The organism is Pseudomonas canadensis, assembly GCF_030980095.1.
Taxonomy (GTDB): Bacteria; Pseudomonadota; Gammaproteobacteria; order Pseudomonadales; family Pseudomonadaceae; genus Aquipseudomonas; species Aquipseudomonas canadensis.
Genome location: NZ_CP133298.1, coordinates 761,194 through 779,938, shown reverse-complemented (window position 1 = coordinate 779,938; position 18,745 = coordinate 761,194). Strand labels below are relative to the sequence as shown.

The 18,745-nt window shown below is 61.6% G+C and carries 15 protein-coding genes and 2 pseudogenes; 6 read left to right on the top strand and 11 right to left on the bottom strand.

Annotated features, from left to right (window positions below; all coding sequences use genetic code 11):
- Complete coding sequence (pgeF, locus tag RB216_RS03420; RefSeq protein ID WP_308908317.1) at nt 1-726, top strand: peptidoglycan editing factor PgeF; 726 nt, start codon at nt 1-3, stop codon at nt 724-726.
- On the opposite strand, the gene ddlA is transcribed toward pgeF, so the two are convergent.
- Complete coding sequence (ddlA, locus tag RB216_RS03415; RefSeq protein ID WP_028618708.1) at nt 716-1,810, bottom strand: D-alanine--D-alanine ligase; 1,095 nt, start codon at nt 1,808-1,810, stop codon at nt 716-718. The genes pgeF and ddlA overlap by 11 nt on opposite strands.
- Before the next feature lie 44 nt (nt 1,811-1,854).
- The gene (locus RB216_RS03410) at nt 1,855-2,493 is read right to left on the bottom strand and encodes a LysE family translocator (protein WP_028618707.1); all 639 of its coding nucleotides are present in this window, start codon (nt 2,491-2,493) and stop codon (nt 1,855-1,857) included.
- Between the two features lie 142 nt (nt 2,494-2,635).
- Between RB216_RS03410 and RB216_RS03405 the strand changes: the two genes are divergently transcribed.
- Nucleotides 2,636-3,457, top strand: a complete 822-nt coding sequence (locus tag RB216_RS03405; protein WP_028618706.1) for an AraC family transcriptional regulator — start codon at nt 2,636-2,638, stop codon at nt 3,455-3,457.
- Here the strand turns inward: RB216_RS03405 and RB216_RS03400 are convergent.
- Nucleotides 3,434-4,771: an MFS transporter gene (locus RB216_RS03400; RefSeq protein ID WP_308908870.1), complete on the bottom strand. Its 1,338-nt coding sequence runs from the start codon at nt 4,769-4,771 to the stop codon at nt 3,434-3,436. The two genes, RB216_RS03405 and RB216_RS03400, sit on opposite strands and share 24 nt — an antisense overlap.
- 122 nt (nt 4,772-4,893) lie before the next feature.
- On the opposite strand from RB216_RS03400, the gene RB216_RS03395 reads away from it, so the two are divergent.
- Nucleotides 4,894-5,778 carry a LysR family transcriptional regulator gene (locus tag RB216_RS03395; RefSeq protein WP_126570479.1) on the top strand — a complete coding sequence of 295 codons (885 nt, stop codon included), beginning with the start codon at nt 4,894-4,896 and terminating at the stop codon, nt 5,776-5,778.
- 94 nt (nt 5,779-5,872) lie between these two features.
- Here RB216_RS03395 and RB216_RS03390 read toward each other — a convergent pair whose 3' ends face one another.
- The 4 genes and pseudogenes from RB216_RS03390 to RB216_RS03380 all read right to left on the bottom strand — a co-directional run bounded on the left by RB216_RS03390 (nt 5,873) and on the right by RB216_RS03380 (nt 8,259).
- Nucleotides 5,873-6,451, bottom strand: a complete 579-nt coding sequence (locus RB216_RS03390) for a flavin reductase family protein (protein WP_122685965.1) — start codon at nt 6,449-6,451, stop codon at nt 5,873-5,875.
- 53 nt (nt 6,452-6,504) lie between these two features.
- A pseudogene (locus RB216_RS29770) lies at nt 6,505-6,936 on the bottom strand (methyl-accepting chemotaxis protein); the annotation flags it as partial.
- Nucleotides 6,937-7,044: 108 nt separating this feature from the next.
- Nucleotides 7,045-7,731: pseudogene (locus RB216_RS29765) on the bottom strand (PAS domain-containing protein); the annotation flags it as partial.
- Nucleotides 7,732-7,926: 195 nt separating this feature from the next.
- Complete coding sequence (locus tag RB216_RS03380; protein WP_028618701.1) at nt 7,927-8,259, bottom strand: DUF2790 domain-containing protein; 333 nt, start codon at nt 8,257-8,259, stop codon at nt 7,927-7,929.
- 226 nt (nt 8,260-8,485) lie between these two features.
- Between RB216_RS03380 and RB216_RS03375 the strand changes: the two genes are divergently transcribed.
- The 3 genes from RB216_RS03375 to RB216_RS03365 all read left to right on the top strand — a co-directional run bounded on the left by RB216_RS03375 (nt 8,486) and on the right by RB216_RS03365 (nt 12,258).
- Complete coding sequence (locus tag RB216_RS03375; RefSeq protein ID WP_236320585.1) at nt 8,486-9,805, top strand: OprD family porin; 1,320 nt, start codon at nt 8,486-8,488, stop codon at nt 9,803-9,805.
- Between the two features lie 345 nt (nt 9,806-10,150).
- Nucleotides 10,151-10,825 carry a heavy metal response regulator transcription factor gene (locus tag RB216_RS03370; protein ID WP_028618699.1) on the top strand — a complete coding sequence of 225 codons (675 nt, stop codon included), beginning with the start codon at nt 10,151-10,153 and terminating at the stop codon, nt 10,823-10,825.
- The gene (locus RB216_RS03365; protein ID WP_308908316.1) at nt 10,822-12,258 is read left to right on the top strand and encodes a heavy metal sensor histidine kinase; all 1,437 of its coding nucleotides are present in this window, start codon (nt 10,822-10,824) and stop codon (nt 12,256-12,258) included. Before RB216_RS03370 ends, RB216_RS03365 begins: the two co-directional genes overlap by 4 nt.
- Here RB216_RS03365 and RB216_RS03360 read toward each other — a convergent pair.
- The 4 genes from RB216_RS03360 to RB216_RS03345 all read right to left on the bottom strand — a co-directional run bounded on the left by RB216_RS03360 (nt 12,182) and on the right by RB216_RS03345 (nt 18,695).
- Entirely contained in the window at nt 12,182-15,319 is a 3,138-nt protein-coding gene (locus RB216_RS03360) for a CusA/CzcA family heavy metal efflux RND transporter (RefSeq protein ID WP_308908315.1), read from the bottom strand. The genes RB216_RS03365 and RB216_RS03360 overlap by 77 nt on opposite strands.
- 18 nt (nt 15,320-15,337) lie before the next feature.
- Nucleotides 15,338-16,441: an efflux RND transporter periplasmic adaptor subunit gene (locus RB216_RS03355; protein ID WP_122685959.1), complete on the bottom strand. Its 1,104-nt coding sequence runs from the start codon at nt 16,439-16,441 to the stop codon at nt 15,338-15,340.
- Between the two features lie 18 nt (nt 16,442-16,459).
- Complete coding sequence (locus RB216_RS03350; protein ID WP_068932644.1) at nt 16,460-17,680, bottom strand: TolC family protein; 1,221 nt, start codon at nt 17,678-17,680, stop codon at nt 16,460-16,462.
- 109 nt (nt 17,681-17,789) lie between these two features.
- A complete protein-coding gene (locus RB216_RS03345) occupies nt 17,790-18,695 on the bottom strand; it encodes a cation diffusion facilitator family transporter (RefSeq protein WP_122685957.1) in 906 nt (301 codons plus the stop codon).
- Nucleotides 18,696-18,745: the final 50 nt, after the last annotated feature.

The window sequence follows — 18,745 nt, the reverse complement described above, 5'->3', positions numbered from 1 at the left end:
GTGCAGCAGGCAGATAATCTCGGCGCCATCCCTGGCGTAGACCACGGTTTTTGTTCGATCAATGATCCGCTGCGCCCGGCAGAGGTGTTCATCTGCAAGCAGGTGCATAGCCCTTCGGTGATCGAGTGGCAAGCCGACCAGGTGCCCAATACCGTTGAAGCGGACGGGGTGTGCACGGGTGAGCATCATCCCATTGCGGTGATTACCGCCGACTGCCTGCCCCTTCTCATTGCCTCGCAGGGCGGCGAAAAGGTCGCTGCGGTGCATGGAGGATGGAAGGGCCTGCAAAGCGGGATCATCGCCAATGCCATCAAGCGCTTTACCGATGAAGGGATTGCGGTCGACCAGTTGCGGGTGGCGATCGGGCCGTCGATCAAACCGTGCTGCTATGAGGTAAGCGGAGGGTTTGTGGCGCAGTTTCAGGCTGACCAAGGGCACGTGTGGTCAACCGGGCAGGCGCCGTGGAGCACCGCTCAACCAGCGCCGTTGCTGCCGCCTGAGATCACACCACCCTACGCCCGGCAAGAGGGAAGTGCGTGGTTTGATTTGAGTGGTTATGGGGTGATGTTGCTGCAAGCCGCCGGCATCCGGCGGGAGCAGATCGAGGTGAGTGAGGTGTGCACTTACTGCACCTCCCCCACCTTTGCCAGCTACCGCCGAAGGACGCATCATCCAGAGGAAGTGAAGACGCTGATTTATTCGTGGATTGCTCGCATCACCGACTGATCTTCAACCCCTTGCGCCCCGCGTGCCGCTCCAACGCCAGCTCGATCAGCCGGCTCACCAGTTCGCTGTAGCTCATCCCCGCCGCCTGCCACAGCTTGGGGTACATGCTGATGCGGGTGAAGCCGGGCAGTGAGTTGATTTCGTTGATCAGCACTTCACCGTCGTCGGTGAGGAACACGTCGACCCGTGCCAAACCGGAGCAACCCAGCACCTCGAACGCCTCGATGGCCAGCCCGCGTATACGCTCGCTGGCTTCCTGGCTGATGTCGGCCGGCACCACCACCTGGGCGGCCTGGTCGTCGATGTATTTGCTGTCGTAGGAGTAGAAACCGCTGCTCACCACGATTTCGCCACAACCACTGGCGATGGGGTTTTCGTTGCCGAGCACGGCACACTCGATTTCACGGCCTTTTACGGCGGATTCAACCAACACCTTTTCATCAAAACCCAGGGCCAATTCGACAGCCGCGTGGTATTCGGCTTTGTCGCCGACTTTACTCACGCCCACGGAGGAACCTTGGTTGGCAGGTTTGACGAACATCGGCACGCCGAGTTTGTTCACCGCAGCCTCAAACGAAGTACGCGCCGCGTTGCCGCGGGTCAGGGTGATGAACGGGGTAACGGCGATACCAGCATCGCGCAGCAGGCGTTTGCTGATGTCCTTGTCCATGCACACCGCCGAGCCGAGTACGTCGGAACCGACAAAAGGCAGGTCCGCCATGCGCAACAGACCTTGCAGGCAACCGTCTTCGCCGAGAGTGCCGTGGACGATGGGGAAAATCACATCGACATGTTCCAGCAAGCCCGTGCCCGAGGTCTCCACCAGCTGCTGGTTGGCCTTGCCGGGCACCACCGCCAGTTCGCGGTTGGACTGGTTGAGTGCGATCAGGGACGGGTTTTCCTGGTTGAGCAGGAAGTTCGATGTGTCGTTGAGGTGCCAGTGGCCAGCCTTGTCGATACCGATCAACACCGGCTCGAAACGGGAGCGGTCCAGCGCGTCAACAATGTTACGCGCCGATTGCAACGAGACTTCGTGCTCGGCCGACCTGCCACCAAAAATAATACCTACCCGCACCTTGCTCATGACCCGGCCTCACTGTTGAAAGTAAGGCTTCTTACCACGGGCGGTCAGCGATTCGCTACCAGATGTGCACCGAACAGCAGGTAGCAGCCCCCGGCAAAGCGGTCGAGCCACTTGCGCGAGCGACTGTAGAGATCGGCCATGCGCTCGCTGGAAAACACCAAGGCCACGCAGGAATACCAGCTGAACGACAAGGTGGCCATGGTGATGACCGCCAGAGTCAGCAGCAGCGGTGAGGGAGACGGCGGCATGGTGGACGCGAAGATGGTGGCCACAAACAGCGCCGCCTTGGGGTTCGACAAGTTACCCAGCAACCCCAGCCGCCAGGCGGAAAACAGCGAGCGCCGAGCCTCGTCCGGCAGCATGCTCTGGCTCATGGCCGGTGCCGAGCGCTTGAACAACTTCAAGCCGAGGTAGATCAAGTAGCAGCCACCCAAGACCTTGAACGCCAGGTAAAGCATCGGCGCGGCGGTAAACAACGACTTGATGCCCAGGCCGCCGGCCAGTCCCCACAGGATGGTCCCCGTCGCCACACCGGCCGATGCCACCACGCCATGGCGACGCGAACAACTGGCGGCCAATTGCGCCGTATTGAAAAAGTTGGGGCCGGGCGTCACCACTGCCACCGTCCACAGCAGGGCCAGCGAAACCAGGGGCGCCAGGTAGGCGGGGTTGAAAAAATCCATGGGAGGCAGCTCCATCAGCGCAAGGCACGAACAGCGATCATAGGCCTCGCCCACGCCCTGCACAATCGTACAAGACCCCGGCAGACAACCCGAGCCAGACTGGGTTAACGTACTTATCTCTCCTTCTTTGTGACGCGCCACCATGGGCAAACCCACCGCCACCCTCGACTGGCTGCACCGCGCCCCGCATGCCAGTGGCCTGGACCGTATCGAGGCGTATTTTGCCGGCTTCGCCTTCGACCCTCATCGCCATGACACCTACGCCATCGGGCGGACGTTGACGGGCGTGCAGAGTTTTCACTATCGCGGCGACATGGTGCACAGCCTGCCCGGCACCACCATGGTGCTTCACCCCGACGAGACCCACGACGGTCACGCCGGCAGCGATGAAGGCTTCAAGTACCGGATGATTTACGTCGAACCATCGCTGATCCAGCAGATCCTCGGCGGCAAACCGTTGCCGTTTATCCCCAACGGTTTATCCACCGACCCACGGCTGTTTCGCGCCAGCGAAGTACTGCTGCAGAATCTGGATAACCCCATCGACCCGTTGCAGGAACAGGACGCCCTGTTTGACCTGGCCCACGCCTTGAGCAACGTCTCGGGCGGGATCGTCAGCCGCAAGACCTTCGACTATGTAGCCGCAGAGCGCGCGCGGGAATTTATCCACAGCGCCCTGGGCCGCAGCATCACCCTGGATGAAATGGCCGACCATGCCGGCCGTGACCGTTGGGCCTTGTCGCGGGATTTTCGCTTGCTGTTCGGCACCAGCCCCTACCGCTACCTGACCATGCGCCGGCTGGACCTGGTGCGCAGCCTGCTGGCCCAGGGCCAATCGCTGGTCGACGCGGCAATGACCGCAGGGTTTACCGACCAGAGTCACATGACCCGGCAATTTCGCAGCACCTACGGCATGCCGCCGTCGCGCTGGGTAAAAATGTCAGACCGCTTCCAAGGCAGATAACCCGGCCGGTTGCTTGAGACGCAGCGCCAATATCGCGCCAGCCAGGGCAATCGCTGCGCTCCACCACAACGCCCGTTCGATGCCCCCCGCGCTCGCCACCGACACCAGCACCGCCAGCCCCAGGGCCCCGCCGATCTGCTGGCTGGTGGAGGCCATCCCAGCCGCCACGCCCTGCTCGCCCGGACGAATGCCCAGGCCCGCCGCCACCCACATCGCGGTCCAGGTCATGCCCTGGCCGATGCTCAGGATGAAAATCCCCGGCAGCAGCGACCAGAACCCCACGCCGGTCGGCAACGCCCATACCACCAGCGCAATGCCCAGCGCGCCAGCCAGTTGCCCACTGACGAGGGTGTTGCGCAACCCCAGCCGCACCAGCGAGCGCTCCGCCAGCCAGATGCCGAACGTGCACACCAAGGTCGCCGGCAAGAACGCCAACCCCGCCTGCAATACGCTGTAGCCGTAAACTTGCTGGTAATACAGCGCAAGGAAGTAGTACTGCACGCCAAAGCTGCTCATGAACACTGCCGTCAGCACCATGGCCATGCGCAGCTCACGGTAGGCAAACAGGCGCAGCGGCATCAGCGGGTCGCGGCCTCGGTGTTCGATCCAGGCGAACAGCCCGAGCAGCGCCAGCGCCAAGGCGAGGCAGCCGAGGGTGGACGGGGCCGTCCAGCCCCATTCCGGGCCTTGTACCAACGAGAACACCAGCAAGGTACCGCCGACGGTCACGGTCAGCGCGCCACTGATATCAAAGTTACGCCCGCGCGCGGGCGCAGGGTCAGCGGGGATCCAGTACCGCGCCGCCCACGCACAGCCGCCCGCCAGAGGCACGTTCACCAGAAATACCGCTTCCCAACCCCACACCTGGGTCAGCACGCCGCCAAGCAACGCGCCCAACGCCAGCCCCGCCGCCGACGCCGCACTCCACACGGCAAACGCACGGTTGCGCGCCGGCCCTTCGGCGTAGTGAGTGTTGATCAGCGCGAGCGTGGCCGGGAACAGCATCGCACCGCCCACGCCCTGCACCGCCCGCGCCAGTACCAGCAATATCGCGCTGCCACCCAGCACCGCCGCCAGGGAGGCCAGGGCGTAGAGCGACTGCCCCACCCGGTACAAACGGCGCTTGCCGAGCAAATCCGTGGCCCTGCCACCCAGCAGCAGGAACCCGCCAAATGCCACGCTGTAGGCGCTGACCACCCACTGCAATTGCTGGGCAGAAAAATCCAGGTGAGCACCGATCTGCGGCAAGGCGACAAACACGATGGTGGCATCCAGCGCGATGATCAATTGCGCGGTGGCCAGCAACGTCAACATCCAGCCTGAGGGTCGAGAAGGAGACATCACAGCGTCCTGTCCGAAAATGAGAGGGCATCAGTTTCTTTCATGCCTGATCGATGATAAATAGCGCTATCACTCTTTCAGTAATGACTTTAATCATGGATCTGAACGCTGTTCGCCTGCTGGTCCGCGTGGCTGAAACCCGCAGTTTCACCCGTGCCGCCGGTGACCTGGGGCTGACCCAGTCCGGTCTGTCCCGCGCCATTTCGCGCCTGGAAAGCGAGCTGGGGGTTCGCCTGCTGCAACGCAACACGCGCAGCGTCAGCCTCACCCCCGATGGGCAGATGTTGTACGAGCGCAGTGCACCGTTGCTGGCGGAATTGGCCGAAGCCGAAAAACTGCTGCTCGACCGGCGCAGCAACCCGTCCGGTCTGTTGAAGATCAGCACGCCGTCACTGTTCGGGCGCAAAGTGGTGATGCCAGTGATAGGCGAATTGACCTTGCGTTACCCCGAGTTGCGCATCGAGGCGGTGATGACCGACCGCCTGGTGGATATCGTCGATGAAGGCTTCGATGCGTTGCTGCGTACCGGCGAGATCCAGGACCAACGCCTGATCGCCCGCGCACTGCCGCCACTGCGTTGGGTCACGGTGGCCGCACCCGGTTATCTCGCACGTTTCGGCACCCCGCACTGCGTCGATGACCTCAAGCACCACAACTGCCTCACCGTACGTAACTTGCGCAGCGGCCGTCTGGTGGACTGGCAGTTCATGATCGACGGCAAGGTGCAGGATGTAAGCGTCGAAGGGCGGCTGATCTTTGACATCGGCGATGCCCTGGTTGACGGCGCCGTGGGCGGTTTTGGCATCGCCCAGGTGATGGATTTTGCCGTGCGCGACGACCTCGCGGCCGGGCGCCTGGTTCCGGTACTGGAACACGTCGCCGGGCGCAGTCGGGCGATCTCGCTGGTCTACCCGCCGTCCCGGCAGTACTCACCGAAGCTGATGGCGTTTGCCGAAGCCCTCAGCCAGGCAAAATGGTAACCCTGTAGGAGCCGGCTTGCCGGCGATGCGGCCTGTGGAATAGACGTACTCCTCAAGACGGTTATCGCCGGCAAGCCGGCTCCTACAGGGGGCGTCAGGCAAGGGTCTTGCCGGTGATCGGCTGGCCGATGGTCAAGAAATGCCCGCCCGCCACATGGTGCAAGGTGCGCAGTTCATCATGGCCTTCGAAGTGCCAACGACCGTCGCTGAATACGCGCTCATCGGCATAAGCCGCCACTACTTCACCGAGGAACAGATCATAGGTCTGCTGGTTATGGGGCTCGGGCAACAGACGGCACTCCAGCCAGGCAACGCAACCTTCTAGCAACGGCGCTTCGGTGTGTTCACCCTTGAACGTCTGCAAGCCGTAGGCGGCAAATTTGTCAGTGTCGGCGCCGGTGATGTTACCCACGGTTTGCACAAGGTCGGCCTGGGCCGCGCAAGGCACCTGGAGCACAAAGGTGCCGGCGCCCTCGAGCAGTTGGCGGGTCCATGTTGCCTTGTCCAGCACCACGGCGACTTTCGGCGGTTCGAAATCCAGCGGCATGGCCCAGGCAGCGGCCATGATATTGCGCTGGCCATTGTGCGCGGCACTCACCAGTACGGTCGGTCCGTGGTTGAGCAAGCGGTAGGCCTTGGACAGCGGAACGGGGCGACGGTGGGTAGGGCTCATGGACGGTCGGCTCTTCATGCAAGAAAGCGCCTACGATACCTGAAGCCCCAGGCTCAACTCGACAGTTGGTTGGCGAACTGCCCCACCGCGCTGACGACCTTCTGCGCGCCGTCCTGGATCTCCACGATCACCGTGCCCGCTTCGGCCGCCAGGGCCAGGCCTTGCTCGGCTTGCAGGCGACCTTCAGTCATCAGGCTCACAGCATCGCGCGCCATGTCCTGGTTCTGGCGCACCACGCCGACGATCTCTTCGGTCGCCTTGCTGGTCCGTGATGCCAACTGCCGAACTTCATCGGCCACTACGGCAAAACCACGGCCCTGCTCACCCGCGCGCGCCGCTTCGATGGCAGCGTTGAGCGCCAGCAGATTGGTCTGCTCGGCAATACCGCTGATGGTCTTGACGATGGTGCCGATGACCTGGGACTGAGCGTTCAGCGCCTCGATGCCGTCGCCGGCCTGCTGCATGTGCTTGGCCAGGTCGCGCATCACATCCACGGCCTGGGTCACCACGGTGGTACCGCGCTGGGCGCTGTTGTCAGTTTGCAGCGAGGTGCTGTAGGCAATGTTCGCTGCTTCGGCGACCGCCTGTTCCTGGTTGACCTGGTCGGTGATCACTGTGGCGAACTTGACCACTTTGTACAGCCGGTCATTGGCGTCCAGCACCGGGTTGTAGGTCGCTTCCAGCCACACCACACGGCCATGGCTGTCGACCCGCTTGAAGCGCGCCGCGACAAACTCACCGGCGTTCAAACGCTTCCAGAAGTCCTGGTATTCGGTGCTGTTGTATTCCTCCGGCTCGCAGAACATCCGGTGATGCTTGCCCTGGATCTGCGCCAGACTGTAACCCATGCCGCCGAGGAACCGATCATTGGCGGTGAGCACGTGGCCACCGAGATCGAACTCGATCACGGCCGTCGAGCGCACCAGGGCGTTCATGAGGTTTTCATGCTCGCGGGAGGCCTCGATCGTGCGGGTTAGATCGCTGGAATAAATCGAAAAATGCTTGATGCGCCCATCGGAACTGCGCACCGGCTGCACAATCGAGCGCAGCCAGGCTTCCTGGCCATTGCCACGCATCAGGCGCACGGTGCCGGCGAAGTGTTCACCGCGCACCAGCGCGTTCTTGAAGCGCTGCTGGAACTCATCCCGACGCACATGGACGGGCTCCAGGTCTTCGATCTTCCGTCCCAGCAGTTGGCCGCTCTGATAGGCCAACTCCTGCAGGAAGTTGGCGTTGGCCCATTCCACCCGACCTTCGGCGTCCAGCGTCAGGCACAGCATTTCGCTTTCCAGGCTCTCCTTGACCTGATTCAAGCTGGACAATTCTTCGCGAAGAGCCGACAGCTCCTGCTTCAAACGGGTGTTGAACATGGGGCACCGATGGTCAAGTGGGGAGAGTGATCTGACCTGCATCGGCGCTGCCTGCGTTTTCTGAAGAGGGCTTTAACCTCAGGTCCAACAATATTTTTGGATCCATTAGCTGCCGTTGTTTCGGCACACGCCCATCACTTTATATTCAAGGGTATTGAGCTTGCCGCTGGAGTCTTCATAGGTCATGCGCGACGGCACCGCGTTGCACGAACGGATCGGCGGCGTGACGTTGACCACCTTGGCAATGTCCAGCTCCAGGCCATAGCGATACACCTGGACCTCGGGCGCCGGCTTACCCTTTTTGGCGGCATAGTCGGCCATGGCTTTCTCATTGCGCTCCATCATCAGCGCGAACGTACGATCGCCCCCGCCCTCGGCCAATACACCGAAAGACAAAACTGCAGTTAACACGCCCAGCGCGACGGTATAAAAGTTCATGGTTAGTTCCTCGGTTGAAATGTTCAGTGCCGAGACTAACCAACTGACCCTGACGCAATCTTCACCAGAACATTACTTATTTGTTAGATAACGGTGAGCTTCCAGAATTGTAATGTTCACGCCACTTCTTCGTTATCCACAGTTTGCAACTATCAGCCCGGGCCAGATCAATAAGAACGCCCACTCCCATAAGAAGCTGAACACTGCCAGTATCCAGGAGCGAACCATGCGTATCCGTCACTACAGCCTTCCCCTTTCACTGTGCGCCGCCTTGCCCTTGGCCGCCGTGGCTGCGCAAGAAAAACCCGAGGGGTTTATCGAAGGCAGCAGCCTTAACGTGCTGGCACGTAATTTTTACTTCAACCGCGATGATCGCAAGGGCCAGTCCAGCCCCACCGGCAACGGCTACTCAGAAGCCTGGGCGCAGGGATTGATTGGGCGCTTCGAATCCGGTTTTACCCAGGGCACCGTGGGGTTTGGCCTGGACGCATTCGCCATGGTCGGCGTGAAGCTGGACTCGGGCACCGGCCGCAGCGGTGGCAAAGGCTCGTTCGGCGTATTACCGGTGGACAGTAACAACCGTCCGGAAGACAACTACAGCAAAGTCGGTGGCGCCGCGAAATTGCGTGTGCTGGACACCGTTATTAAAGCCGGCGATGTATTCCCGCTGACCCCGGTCGTGGCATACGGTGACTCACGCGTTTTGCCGGAAAGCTTTCGCGGCGTCACCGCACAAAACACCAGTCTTGAGGGCCTTAGCTTGCAGGGCGGACACTTGAGCGGCATGAGCCAGCCGATGCAAAGCGGCATGGACAAGGGGTTTGCCACCTTCTACGCGGGCCCGGTCGACTCGCCCTGGATCGGCTATTTCGGCGGCGACTACACCGTCAACAAAAACCTTGGTTTCAGCCTCTACAGCAGCCGCCTGAAAGACGCCTGGAACCAGTACTACGTCGGCAGCACCGCCAGTTATCCACTCAATGATGACGTCTCGCTGTTCGGTGACTTCAACTACTACAAGGCAGTGGACGAAGGTAAGAAGCTGCTGGGCGAGTTCGACAACGACATCTGGAGCGCCAGGCTCGGGGTGAAGGTCGGCGCCCACAGCCTGGCCGTCTCGCACCAACGCAACAATGGCGATGACGACTTCGACTACCTGCGCCAGTCGGACTCGATCTTCCTCAACAACTCGATCCAGTACAGCGACTTCAACTCGCCCAAGGAGCGTTCGTGGATGGTGCGCTACGACCTGGACATGCAGGCGTTCGGCATTCCCGGCCTGTCGTTCATGACCCGCTACGGCAAAGGCAGCGGCGCTGACTACAGCAACGCCAACGCGGTGTACATGCGTCGCGATGCGGCTGGCAACCCGCTCACCGACCAACGCCGCTGGGAGCGGGACATCGAAGCCAAATACGTGGTGCAGGAAGGCAGCTTGAAAGACTTATCGCTGCGACTGCGCCAGGCGACAGTGCGCTCTAGTGCATTTGAGTCGGACCTGGAAGAAGTTCGGTTGATTGTCGAGTATCCCATTGCAGTGCTTTAAGGGATGTCCATTACATTCACTTGCCGATGGCCTACATCTGTTTACAAGTTGAAGTCTGTCAGAACTGTAATATTGGCCTCACCTTCTCGTTAAGTTGCACTTTTTACACTGCACATCGAACACAACTCATCTCTGCGGCTTTTGTGTAGCTCCTTTGGAACAGAGATGAACTTTTTGCGCCCCGCTTGGGGCGTTTTTTTTGTGCGCAGAGTCAGTGACGAATCGTCGCACTCGTCTGACGCGGCTTGACCCTAAAGCTACTTCACGCTTCAGAGTTTTCCTACAGATTACTCAGCCTCGCCATGAGGCCATGCCCCTTTTCGTTTTCTTTGAAGGTAACCCCCCATGCGTATCCTTGTGGTTGAGGACGAACAGAAAACCGCTGACTACCTGCAGCAAGGCCTGACCGAAAGTGGCTATGTCGTCGATTGCGCCGCCAGCGGCATTGATGGCCTGCACCTGGCCAGGCAACACAGTTATGAATTGGTGATCCTCGATGTCAACTTGCCCAACACCGACGGTTGGGAAGTGCTTGAGCAACTGCGCCGCGACGGCAACCAGCGCGTGATGATGCTCACCGCGCGCGGGCGGCTGGCCGACAAGATCAAGGGCCTGGACATGGGCGCCGATGATTACCTGGTCAAGCCCTTCGAATTTCCCGAACTGCTGGCCCGCGTGCGCACTTTGTTGCGGCGCAGCGAGCACATCCCGTTGCCAGACGTGCTGCGCGTCTCGGATCTGGAACTGGACCCCCGCCGACACCGCGCCTATCGCGGCAATCGTCGGATTGACCTGACCACCAAGGAATTCGCCCTGCTGCACGTACTGATGCGCCAGGCCGGTGAGGTGATGACCCGCACGCAGATCATCTCGCTGGTCTGGGACATGAACTTCGACTGCGACACCAATGTGGTGGAAGTCTCCATCAGCCGTCTGCGCGGCAAGGTCGATGACCAGAGCGAGGTGAAGTTGATCCATACCATTCGCGGCGTGGGCTATGTGCTGGAGGCGCGCCCATGAAGACCAGCAGCCTGTCGATGCGCCTGGGGCTGACGGTGAGCCTGATGGGCGCGGGGTTGGTGGTGCTGCTGGCGAGCCTGGCGTACCTGGCCCTGACCCATGAACTGGACAAGCTGGCACGCAAGGGCCTGGAAAACAAAATGGAACAACTGGCCCATACCCTCAACCAGGGCCTCGATGAACACCGCATCACTAACCGCCCTCATTCACTGCTGGACCTGGTGATGGGCCACGACAACATCTACCTGACCATCCTCGGCGCACGGCCCGATGCGCCAGTACTGCTCAGCGTCGGCGCCAAGCCCCAGCAACCGCTGCTGCTCGACGTGCCCACCGGCAAAAACCTGGCCTACTTGAACTGGGTCGACGGCCAGGGCAATCGCATCCTCAGTGCGACGCGCCTGATGCCCTTGCAAGGCGGCGAATATGTACGCGTGCTGCTGTCGCTGGACCGTTCCGATGATGAGGCGTTGCTCAGTGCCTACCTGCGCTCCACGGTGATCGCCCTGCCGATGTTGCTGATCCTGATCGGCATGGGCGCCTGGTGGCTGGTGCAGCGCGGGCTCGCGCCGTTGCAACAGTTCAGCCGCGTGGCGGCCAAGGTCACGACCCAGGACCTGACCCATCGCCTGTCCCTGGACAACCTGCCCAAGGAGCTAGGCGAGTTGGCCGAGGGCATCAACGTTATGCTGCATCGCCTCGACGCCGGGGTGCAGCAACTGTCGCAGTTCTCCGACGACCTGGCCCACGAACTGCGCGCGCCCTTGACCAACCTGATGGGCAAGGCCCAGGTGACCTTGTCCCGCGAGCGGCCTTCGGAGGAATACAAAGCCGGCCTGGAATCCTGCACCGAGGAAATGGAGCGCCTGTCGCGGATTGTCTCGGACATGCTGTTCCTCGCCCAGGTCAGCCACCCCGCCGCGCGCGTCGGGTTTGCCCCGGTGTCACTGGCACAGGAAGCACAGCGGGTGATGGAGCTGTTCGCCCTTAGCGCCGAGGACAAACACATTACCCTGAGCCTGCGCGGCGACGCCTGGGTGATGGGGGATCGCCTGATGATCCAGCGCGCCATTTCCAACCTGCTGTCCAATGCCATTCGCCATACCCCCGAGGCTTCCAGTGTTTTGCTGCTGGTGGAAAGCTACGACCAGAGCGTGTCGCTGTCGGTGGGCAACCCGGGGCGTGGTATCGAAGCTCATCACCTGCCTCACCTGTTCGAACGTTTCTACCGCGCCGACAACAGCCGCGCCCGTGCTGAAGGCGGCACCGGCCTTGGGCTGGCAATTGTGCAGTCGATCATGCGCCTGCATCAGGGGCACGCCGACGTCAGCAGCCAGCCGGGCCGGTTTACACGGTTCAGCCTGGTGTTTCCTCTTCCTTGCGATGCGCCCACTGATACAACGCCGGCAGCACCAGCAAGGTCAGCAACGTAGAGGAAATAATCCCGCCGATCACCACCGTCGCCAGGGGCCGCTGCACTTCGGCGCCGGTGCCGGTGGCGAGCGCCATGGGGATAAATCCGAGGGACGCCACCAACGCCGTCATCAACACCGGGCGCAGCCGGGTCAGCGCGCCCTCATTGATCGCCATTGACAGCGAGCGCCCTTCCTCGCGCAGGTTGCGGATGAACGCGATCATCACCAGGCCGTTCAACACCGCCACGCCGGACAAGGCAATAAAGCCCACACCCGCCGAGATCGACAGCGGAATATCCCGCAGCCATAGCGCCATGATCCCACCGGTCAAGGCGAACGGAATGCCGGTGAACACCAGCAGGCCGTCCTTGAGGTTGTTGAACATCATGAACAACAGCCCGAACACCAGCAGCAGCGCCACCGGCACCACAATGCGCAAGCGCTCGGACGCTTCCTTCAACTGTTCGAACTGGCCGCCCCAGGTGGTCCAGTAGCCCGCCGGGACCTTCACCTGGGCGAGAATCGCCGCCTCAGCCTCTTCCACGAACGAGCCGATATCCCGCCCACGCACGTTGGCGCTGACGATCACCAGGCGCTTGCCGTTCTCTCGGCTGATCTGGTTCGGGCCGAGCACCAGGTCCAGGCTCGCCACCTGAGATAACGCAATGAAACCCAACTGGCCAGACGCATTACCCGGCACCGGAATCAACAGCCGCGACAGCCCATCGATATCGGTACGCAGCGCGTCGGACAAACGCACGACCATGTCGAAACGCCGGTCGCCTTCGTACAACGTACCGGCCTGACGCCCTCCGACGGCGACGGCGATGGTGTCCTGCACATCCCCCACGTTCAGGCCAAATCGCGCGGCCTTGTCGCGGTCGATATTGATGGTCAGCACCGGCAGGCCGGAGGTTTGCTCAACCTTGACTTCCGAGGCGCCATTGAGCTTTTTCAGCGTCTCGGCAATTTCCCCGGCGGTCTTGTTGAGCACTTCCATGTCATCGCCAAACACCTTCACCGCCACATCGCTGCGCACGCCGGAAATCAGCTCGTTGAAACGCAACTGGATCGGCTGCGACAACTCGTACGCACTGCCCGGCACAATCGCACTGGCGCGCTGGATATCAGCGATCAGGGTTTCGCGGGACTTCTTGGGATCCGGCCATTCGTCCTTGGGTTTGAGCATCACGTAGCTGTCGGAAATGTTCGGTGGCATCGGATCCGAAGCAATTTCCGCAGTGCCGGTGCGCGCGAATACCCGCTCGATTTCCGGCACCTGGGCCATCAAGATTTTTTCCAACTGCTGCTGCATCTGCACCGATTGCGTCAGGCTGGTGCCGGGCACGCGCAGGGCCTGCTGGGCAAAGTCGCCTTCGCTGAGGCTGGGGATAAATTCGCTGCCCATGCGGCTAGCGACTACACCCGAAGCGACGATGGTCAGCACGGCCAAGCCGAACACCAGCGGCCGACGCGCCATCACCCAATCCAGCACTGGCGCATAGATCCGACGCGCGCTGCGCATGACGATATTTTCTTCTTCCTTGACCTTGCCGGTGACGAACAGCGCAATCGCCGCCGGTACAAAGGTCACCGACAGAATCATCGCACCCAACAAGGCAATCACCACGGTAAACGCCATGGGGTGGAACATCTTCCCGGCCACGCCGGTGAGGGCGAAGATCGGCAGGTACACCACCATGATGATCAGTTGCCCGAAGATCAGCGCTCGCCTTGCTTCCTTGGCGGCGGCGAACACTTCGTGCAGGCGCTCGCTGCGCGTCAACAGTCGCCCGTGACGCTGCTGTGCGTGAGCCAAGCGGCGAATGGCGTTCTCGACGATCACCACCGCACCGTCGACGATGATGCCGAAGTCCAGCGCGCCGAGACTCATCAGGTTGGCGCTGACTTTGTTGGTGAACATGCCGGTGAAGGTGAACAGCATCGCCAGGGGAATCACCATCGCGGTGATCAGCGCGGCACGGATGTTACCGAGGAACAGGAACAGCACTGCCACCACCAGCAGCGCACCTTCGAAGAGGTTTTTCTTTACGGTGGCGATGGCCTTTTCGACGAGGTTGGTGCGGTCGTAGACGGTGACGGCGACCACGCCTTCGGGCAGCGAACGGTTGATCTCTTCGAGTTTTTTCGCCACGGCCTGGGACACGCTGCGGCTGTTTTCGCCGATCAACATAAACACCGTGCCCAGCACCACTTCGCGGCCATTTTCGGTGGCGGCGCCGGTACGCAGCTCACGGCCGATCTCGACCTGGGCCACGTTGCGCACGCGAATCGGCGTGCCGTCCGAGCTGGTGATGACGATATTGGCGATGTCGTCGATGGACGCCAATTGCCCCGGCGCACGGATCAGCAGTTGCTCGCCGCTGCGCTCGATATAGCCGGCGCCGACGTTGGCGTTATTGCGTTCCAGCGCCGTGACCAGGTCATTCAAGGTCAGGTTGTAGGCGGCCAGGCGCTTGGGATCGGGCGCAATCTGGTATTCCTTGGCGAAGCCGCCGATGGTGTTGATCTCGGCCACGCCGGGCACGTTGCGCAGTTGCGGTTTGATGATCCAGTCCTGGATCACCCGCAAATCCGTTGGGGTGTAAGGCGTGCCGTCGTCCTTGAGCGCGCCGTCCTTGGACTCGACAGTCCATAGGAATATTTCCCCCAACCCGGTGGAAATCGGCCCCATCGCCGTCTCGATGCCTAGGGGCAATTGCTCACGGGCGACTTGCAGGCGCTCATTGACCAATTGGCGGGCGAAGAACAGGTCCGTGCCATCCTTGAAGATCACCGTGACCTGGGACAAACCGGACCGCGACAGCGAACGGGTCTGCTGCAAACCGGGCAAGCCCGCCATGGCGGTTTCAATGGGAAAGGTGATGCGCTGCTCGGTCTCCAACGGTGAATACCCGGCCGCCGCCGAGTTGATCTGCACCTGCACGTTGGTGATGTCGGGCACCGCGTCGATGGGCAGTTTCTGATAGCTGGCGATGCCGACACCGGCCATCAACAGCACCGCCAACAGCACGATGATGCGCTGCTCGATGGCAAATTGGATAAGGCGCTCAAACATGGGAAATCACTCGCGGAATCAATGGGCGTGTTCGGCCGAGCCTTTGCCCAGTTCGGACTTGAGAATGAAGCTGCCAACGGTGGCCACCTGTGCGCCAGCGTCGAGGCCCTGGCGTACTTCGACGTAGCCGTTTTCACTCGCGCCAAGCTCCAGGTGACGGGTGACAAAACCGTGCTCGGTGCGCACGAACACTGAGGGCTTGTCCTCGACGGTCTGGATCGCCTCCTGAGGGACGGTGACCTTGGCCTGGAACGTGTCGGCGGCCAGTTGCACGCTGACAAACAGACCAGGACGCCAGGCGTCGTCAGGGTTGGGCACACTGATGCGCACCGTCGCGGTGCGGGTTTGCTCACCGAGCAAATTGCCGACATACGCCACCGTCCCCTGGACTTCAGTGCCCATTTCGGTGGAGCTGACCTTGACCGGTTTGCCGACCCGGACCTTGTTCAAGTCCTTGGGAAACACACCGAACGTGACCCACACCTGGGACAGGTCCGAGAGGATGAAGGCGTTAGTCGTCTCACTCACGACTTCACCGACACCCAGGTGTTTTTCCACCACCACGCCGGCGAACGGCGCACGCAATTCATAACGATTGCCACCGACCAGCACAGCACTGCCACTGAGGGCGGTCATCTTTTGTCGCGCATTGTTCAGGGCGATTTCGGCTTCTTGCAGGGTTTGGCGCGCCAGCAAGTAATCCTGCTCGGCGGAGATTTTGTCCTGCCACAATTGGCGTTCGCGCTGCAAGGTGGTGCGCGCCAGCTCGACCCGCCGCTCGCTGGCCGCCAACTCGCTGCGCTGATCGGAAATCTGCTGGCTGGCGATCACCGCCAACAGCTCGCCCTTCTTCACCGACTGACCGAGGTTGACCTTCACCGACTCCACCACACCCGCCGTGCGCGGGAGGATGTGGGAGGTACGGTCCTCGTCGAAACGTACCTCGCCCGGCAGCACCAGCAAGGTGCTGACCGAACGCGGTTGAGCCTCAGCGATTTTAATGCCGGCGGCCTGGATCTGCTGTTCGGTGAGTTCGAGTTCGCCTTCTTCATCGGCCTTCGCAAAACCGGACAGCATCAGGCTCAAGGCGACGGCGAGTGCCACGCCGTGTCTGTTGTTCATAGAGGACTCCAAAGGAAATCAAAAGCGGGCGAGGTCGCCGTAAATCCGTTCGATACGCACCCAGGCGTCAGTGGCCTGGGCGGTGGCGGTGAGGTACTGCGTGCGCGCCGCGATCAGGGTGCGCTGGGCATCCAGCACGTCGAGAAAGCCGAACTTGCCCATTTCAAAACCGCGGGTGGCGCTGTCCACCGCGCTTTGGGCGGCGGGCAGGATCTGCTGATTGAACGCGCGCACTTCGGTATTCGCGGACTGCCACAGGTCGAGGGCCTGGCGGGTTTCGGTACGCAGGCGCAACTCGGTGGCGTTACGCAGATCGCGAGCCTGGTCGGCACGACGAGTGGCGGCGAGAACGTTGCCCTGATTGCGGTTGAACAACGGGATTGGCATCGACACACCCACCAGGTTCACCCGCTCACGCACGCTGGCGTCGTACTGGCTGCCGATGGACACGTCGAGATCGGGAATGCGCTGGGCTTTTTCCAGGCCAACGCTGGCTTCGTTTTGCAGGATGCTCAGTTCGGCCAGGCGCAACTCGGCGGTCTGCTCAAGGCGCGCCAGCAACTGGGTGGCTGACGGCACGGTCGGTGCGGACAGGTTTTGTGTGGCGACAGCCTGGAAGTTCGGCGCGGCGCTGCCCGTGCTGGCGGCCAGGCGACGGTAGGCATCGGCAAGGCCAATTTGCGCGCGGTCAAGTTCCAGGCGAATCTCCGAAACTTGCACTTGGGCTCTTGTGGCTTCCACCGGCGAGGCTTTGCCTGCTGTCACCCGACCGTTGGCGACGACCAAGCCCCGTTCGGCCACGGCCATGGAACGCTGCGCCAGGTCGAGGCGTTCCTGGGCACGCAGAGCGCCGTAGTAGTTGTCGATGACTTCGGCGCGCAGGGTGTTGCGACGCTGTTCCAAGGTCAACGCGGCGGCGTCCTGGACGCGGGACGCCACATCGATGCGCGCCCCCCGTTTGCCGCCCAGCTCCAGGGCCTGGCTGATCTTGATGCTGGTGGTGCGGGAGTCACGGCGAGTGTCCTCCACATCCCATGAGGCCACCGGATTGGGAATCAACCCCGCTTGCTGACGACCACCCTGGGCAATGTCGATCTCCCATTGCGCGGCCGCCAGGTCCGGGTTGTTGGCGAAGGCAGTTTGCAGGGCCGAGTCGAGGGTGAGGGTTTGTGCCTGGGCAGCGCATGCGGCAGCCCACAATGCCGCCGCCCCCAACAGTGTTCTAACCGAAAGTGCCATAACGAAAGTTCCACGCCCATGAAGTCGCTGAGGTTTCCCAGCGGGGGCAATGTAGCGTTCGGTACTTATCAGGGCGGTGGGCAGAACATTACAAATCCGTTAGCCAGGATCAGGCATGCACTTCGTCATGCTCGTCATGCTGGAAGCCCTCCCCTTCGACCTGAATAGTGGCGTGGGAAATATCGAATTGTTCATGCAGTAATGCCGTCACTCGTCGCAGAATCTGTTGCTCGGAGCCCTGGGCCGCATCGGCGACCAAGTGAGTACTCAACACATTTTTGCCGCTGGTCAGGGCCCAGATGTGCAGGTCATGCACGTCCTTGACCCCCGGCACGCTGCGAATGCTCTGTTCGATCTGGTCGATATCCACGCCGTCCGGCACGCCTTGCAGCAGCACGTTCATGCTCTCCTTGAGCAACGTCCAGGTGCGTGGCAACACCCAGAAACCGATGGCCGCCGCGACCAACGAGTCGACCCAGCCCCAGCCGGTGAACATGATCAACACCGCCGCAATAATCACGCCGATGGAACCGAGCATGTCACTCCACACTTCCAGGTAAGCGCCCTTGACGTTGAGGCTCTCGCCGCTGGCCGCGCTGAGCAGGCGCATGGAGATCAGGTTGACGATCAGCCCCAGCACCGCAATCAACAGCATGCCGGTGGACTGGATTTCAGCGGGCGCCTGTAACCGTTGGTACGCCTCATACAGGATGTAGAACGCCACGGCGAACAACAGCAATGCATTGAACGCTGCGGCCAGGATCTCGAACCGCGCATAGCCGAAGGTACGCTTGCGGTCGGCCGGGCGCTTGGCAATCTGGATGGCCACCAGGGAAATCGCCAGGGCCAGTGCGTCGGTCATCATGTGCGCGGCATCGGATAACAGCGCCAGGCTGCCGGTGACGAAGGCCCCGATCACTTCGGCAATCATGAAGCTGCCAGTCAGGCCCAAGGCGATCCATAGCTTGCGTTCGTGGCCGGCGCGTACTTGGGCGTGGTTGTGTCCTGCGCTCATGCGGAGTGCTCCTGATCTGTTGTAGGAGCCGGCTTGCCGGCGATAGTGAT

Bases quoted from the DNA above. Each gene is read 5' to 3' on its own strand.
- RB216_RS03355 (WP_122685959.1), bottom strand. From the start codon at position 16,441: ATGAACAACAGACACGGCGTGGCACTCGCCGTCGCCTTGAGCCTGATG.
- RB216_RS03410 (WP_028618707.1), bottom strand. From the start codon at position 2,493: ATGGATTTTTTCAACCCCGCCTACCTGGCGCCCCTGGTTTCGCTGGCC.
- RB216_RS03360 (WP_308908315.1), bottom strand. From the start codon at position 15,319: ATGTTTGAGCGCCTTATCCAATTTGCCATCGAGCAGCGCATCATCGTG.
- RB216_RS03380 (WP_028618701.1), bottom strand. From the start codon at position 8,259: ATGAACTTTTATACCGTCGCGCTGGGCGTGTTAACTGCAGTTTTGTCT.
- ddlA (WP_028618708.1), bottom strand. From the start codon at position 1,810: ATGAGCAAGGTGCGGGTAGGTATTATTTTTGGTGGCAGGTCGGCCGAG.
- RB216_RS03350 (WP_068932644.1), bottom strand. From the start codon at position 17,680: ATGGCACTTTCGGTTAGAACACTGTTGGGGGCGGCGGCATTGTGGGCT.
- RB216_RS03390 (WP_122685965.1), bottom strand. From the start codon at position 6,451: ATGAGCCCTACCCACCGTCGCCCCGTTCCGCTGTCCAAGGCCTACCGC.
- RB216_RS03400 (WP_308908870.1), bottom strand. From the start codon at position 4,771: ATGTTGACGTTGCTGGCCACCGCGCAATTGATCATCGCGCTGGATGCC.
- RB216_RS03395 (WP_126570479.1), top strand. From the start codon at position 4,894: ATGGATCTGAACGCTGTTCGCCTGCTGGTCCGCGTGGCTGAAACCCGC.
- RB216_RS03370 (WP_028618699.1), top strand. From the start codon at position 10,151: ATGCGTATCCTTGTGGTTGAGGACGAACAGAAAACCGCTGACTACCTG.
- RB216_RS03345 (WP_122685957.1), bottom strand. From the start codon at position 18,695: ATGAGCGCAGGACACAACCACGCCCAAGTACGCGCCGGCCACGAACGC.
- RB216_RS03365 (WP_308908316.1), top strand. From the start codon at position 10,822: ATGAAGACCAGCAGCCTGTCGATGCGCCTGGGGCTGACGGTGAGCCTG.
- RB216_RS03375 (WP_236320585.1), top strand. From the start codon at position 8,486: ATGCGTATCCGTCACTACAGCCTTCCCCTTTCACTGTGCGCCGCCTTG.
- RB216_RS03405 (WP_028618706.1), top strand. From the start codon at position 2,636: ATGGGCAAACCCACCGCCACCCTCGACTGGCTGCACCGCGCCCCGCAT.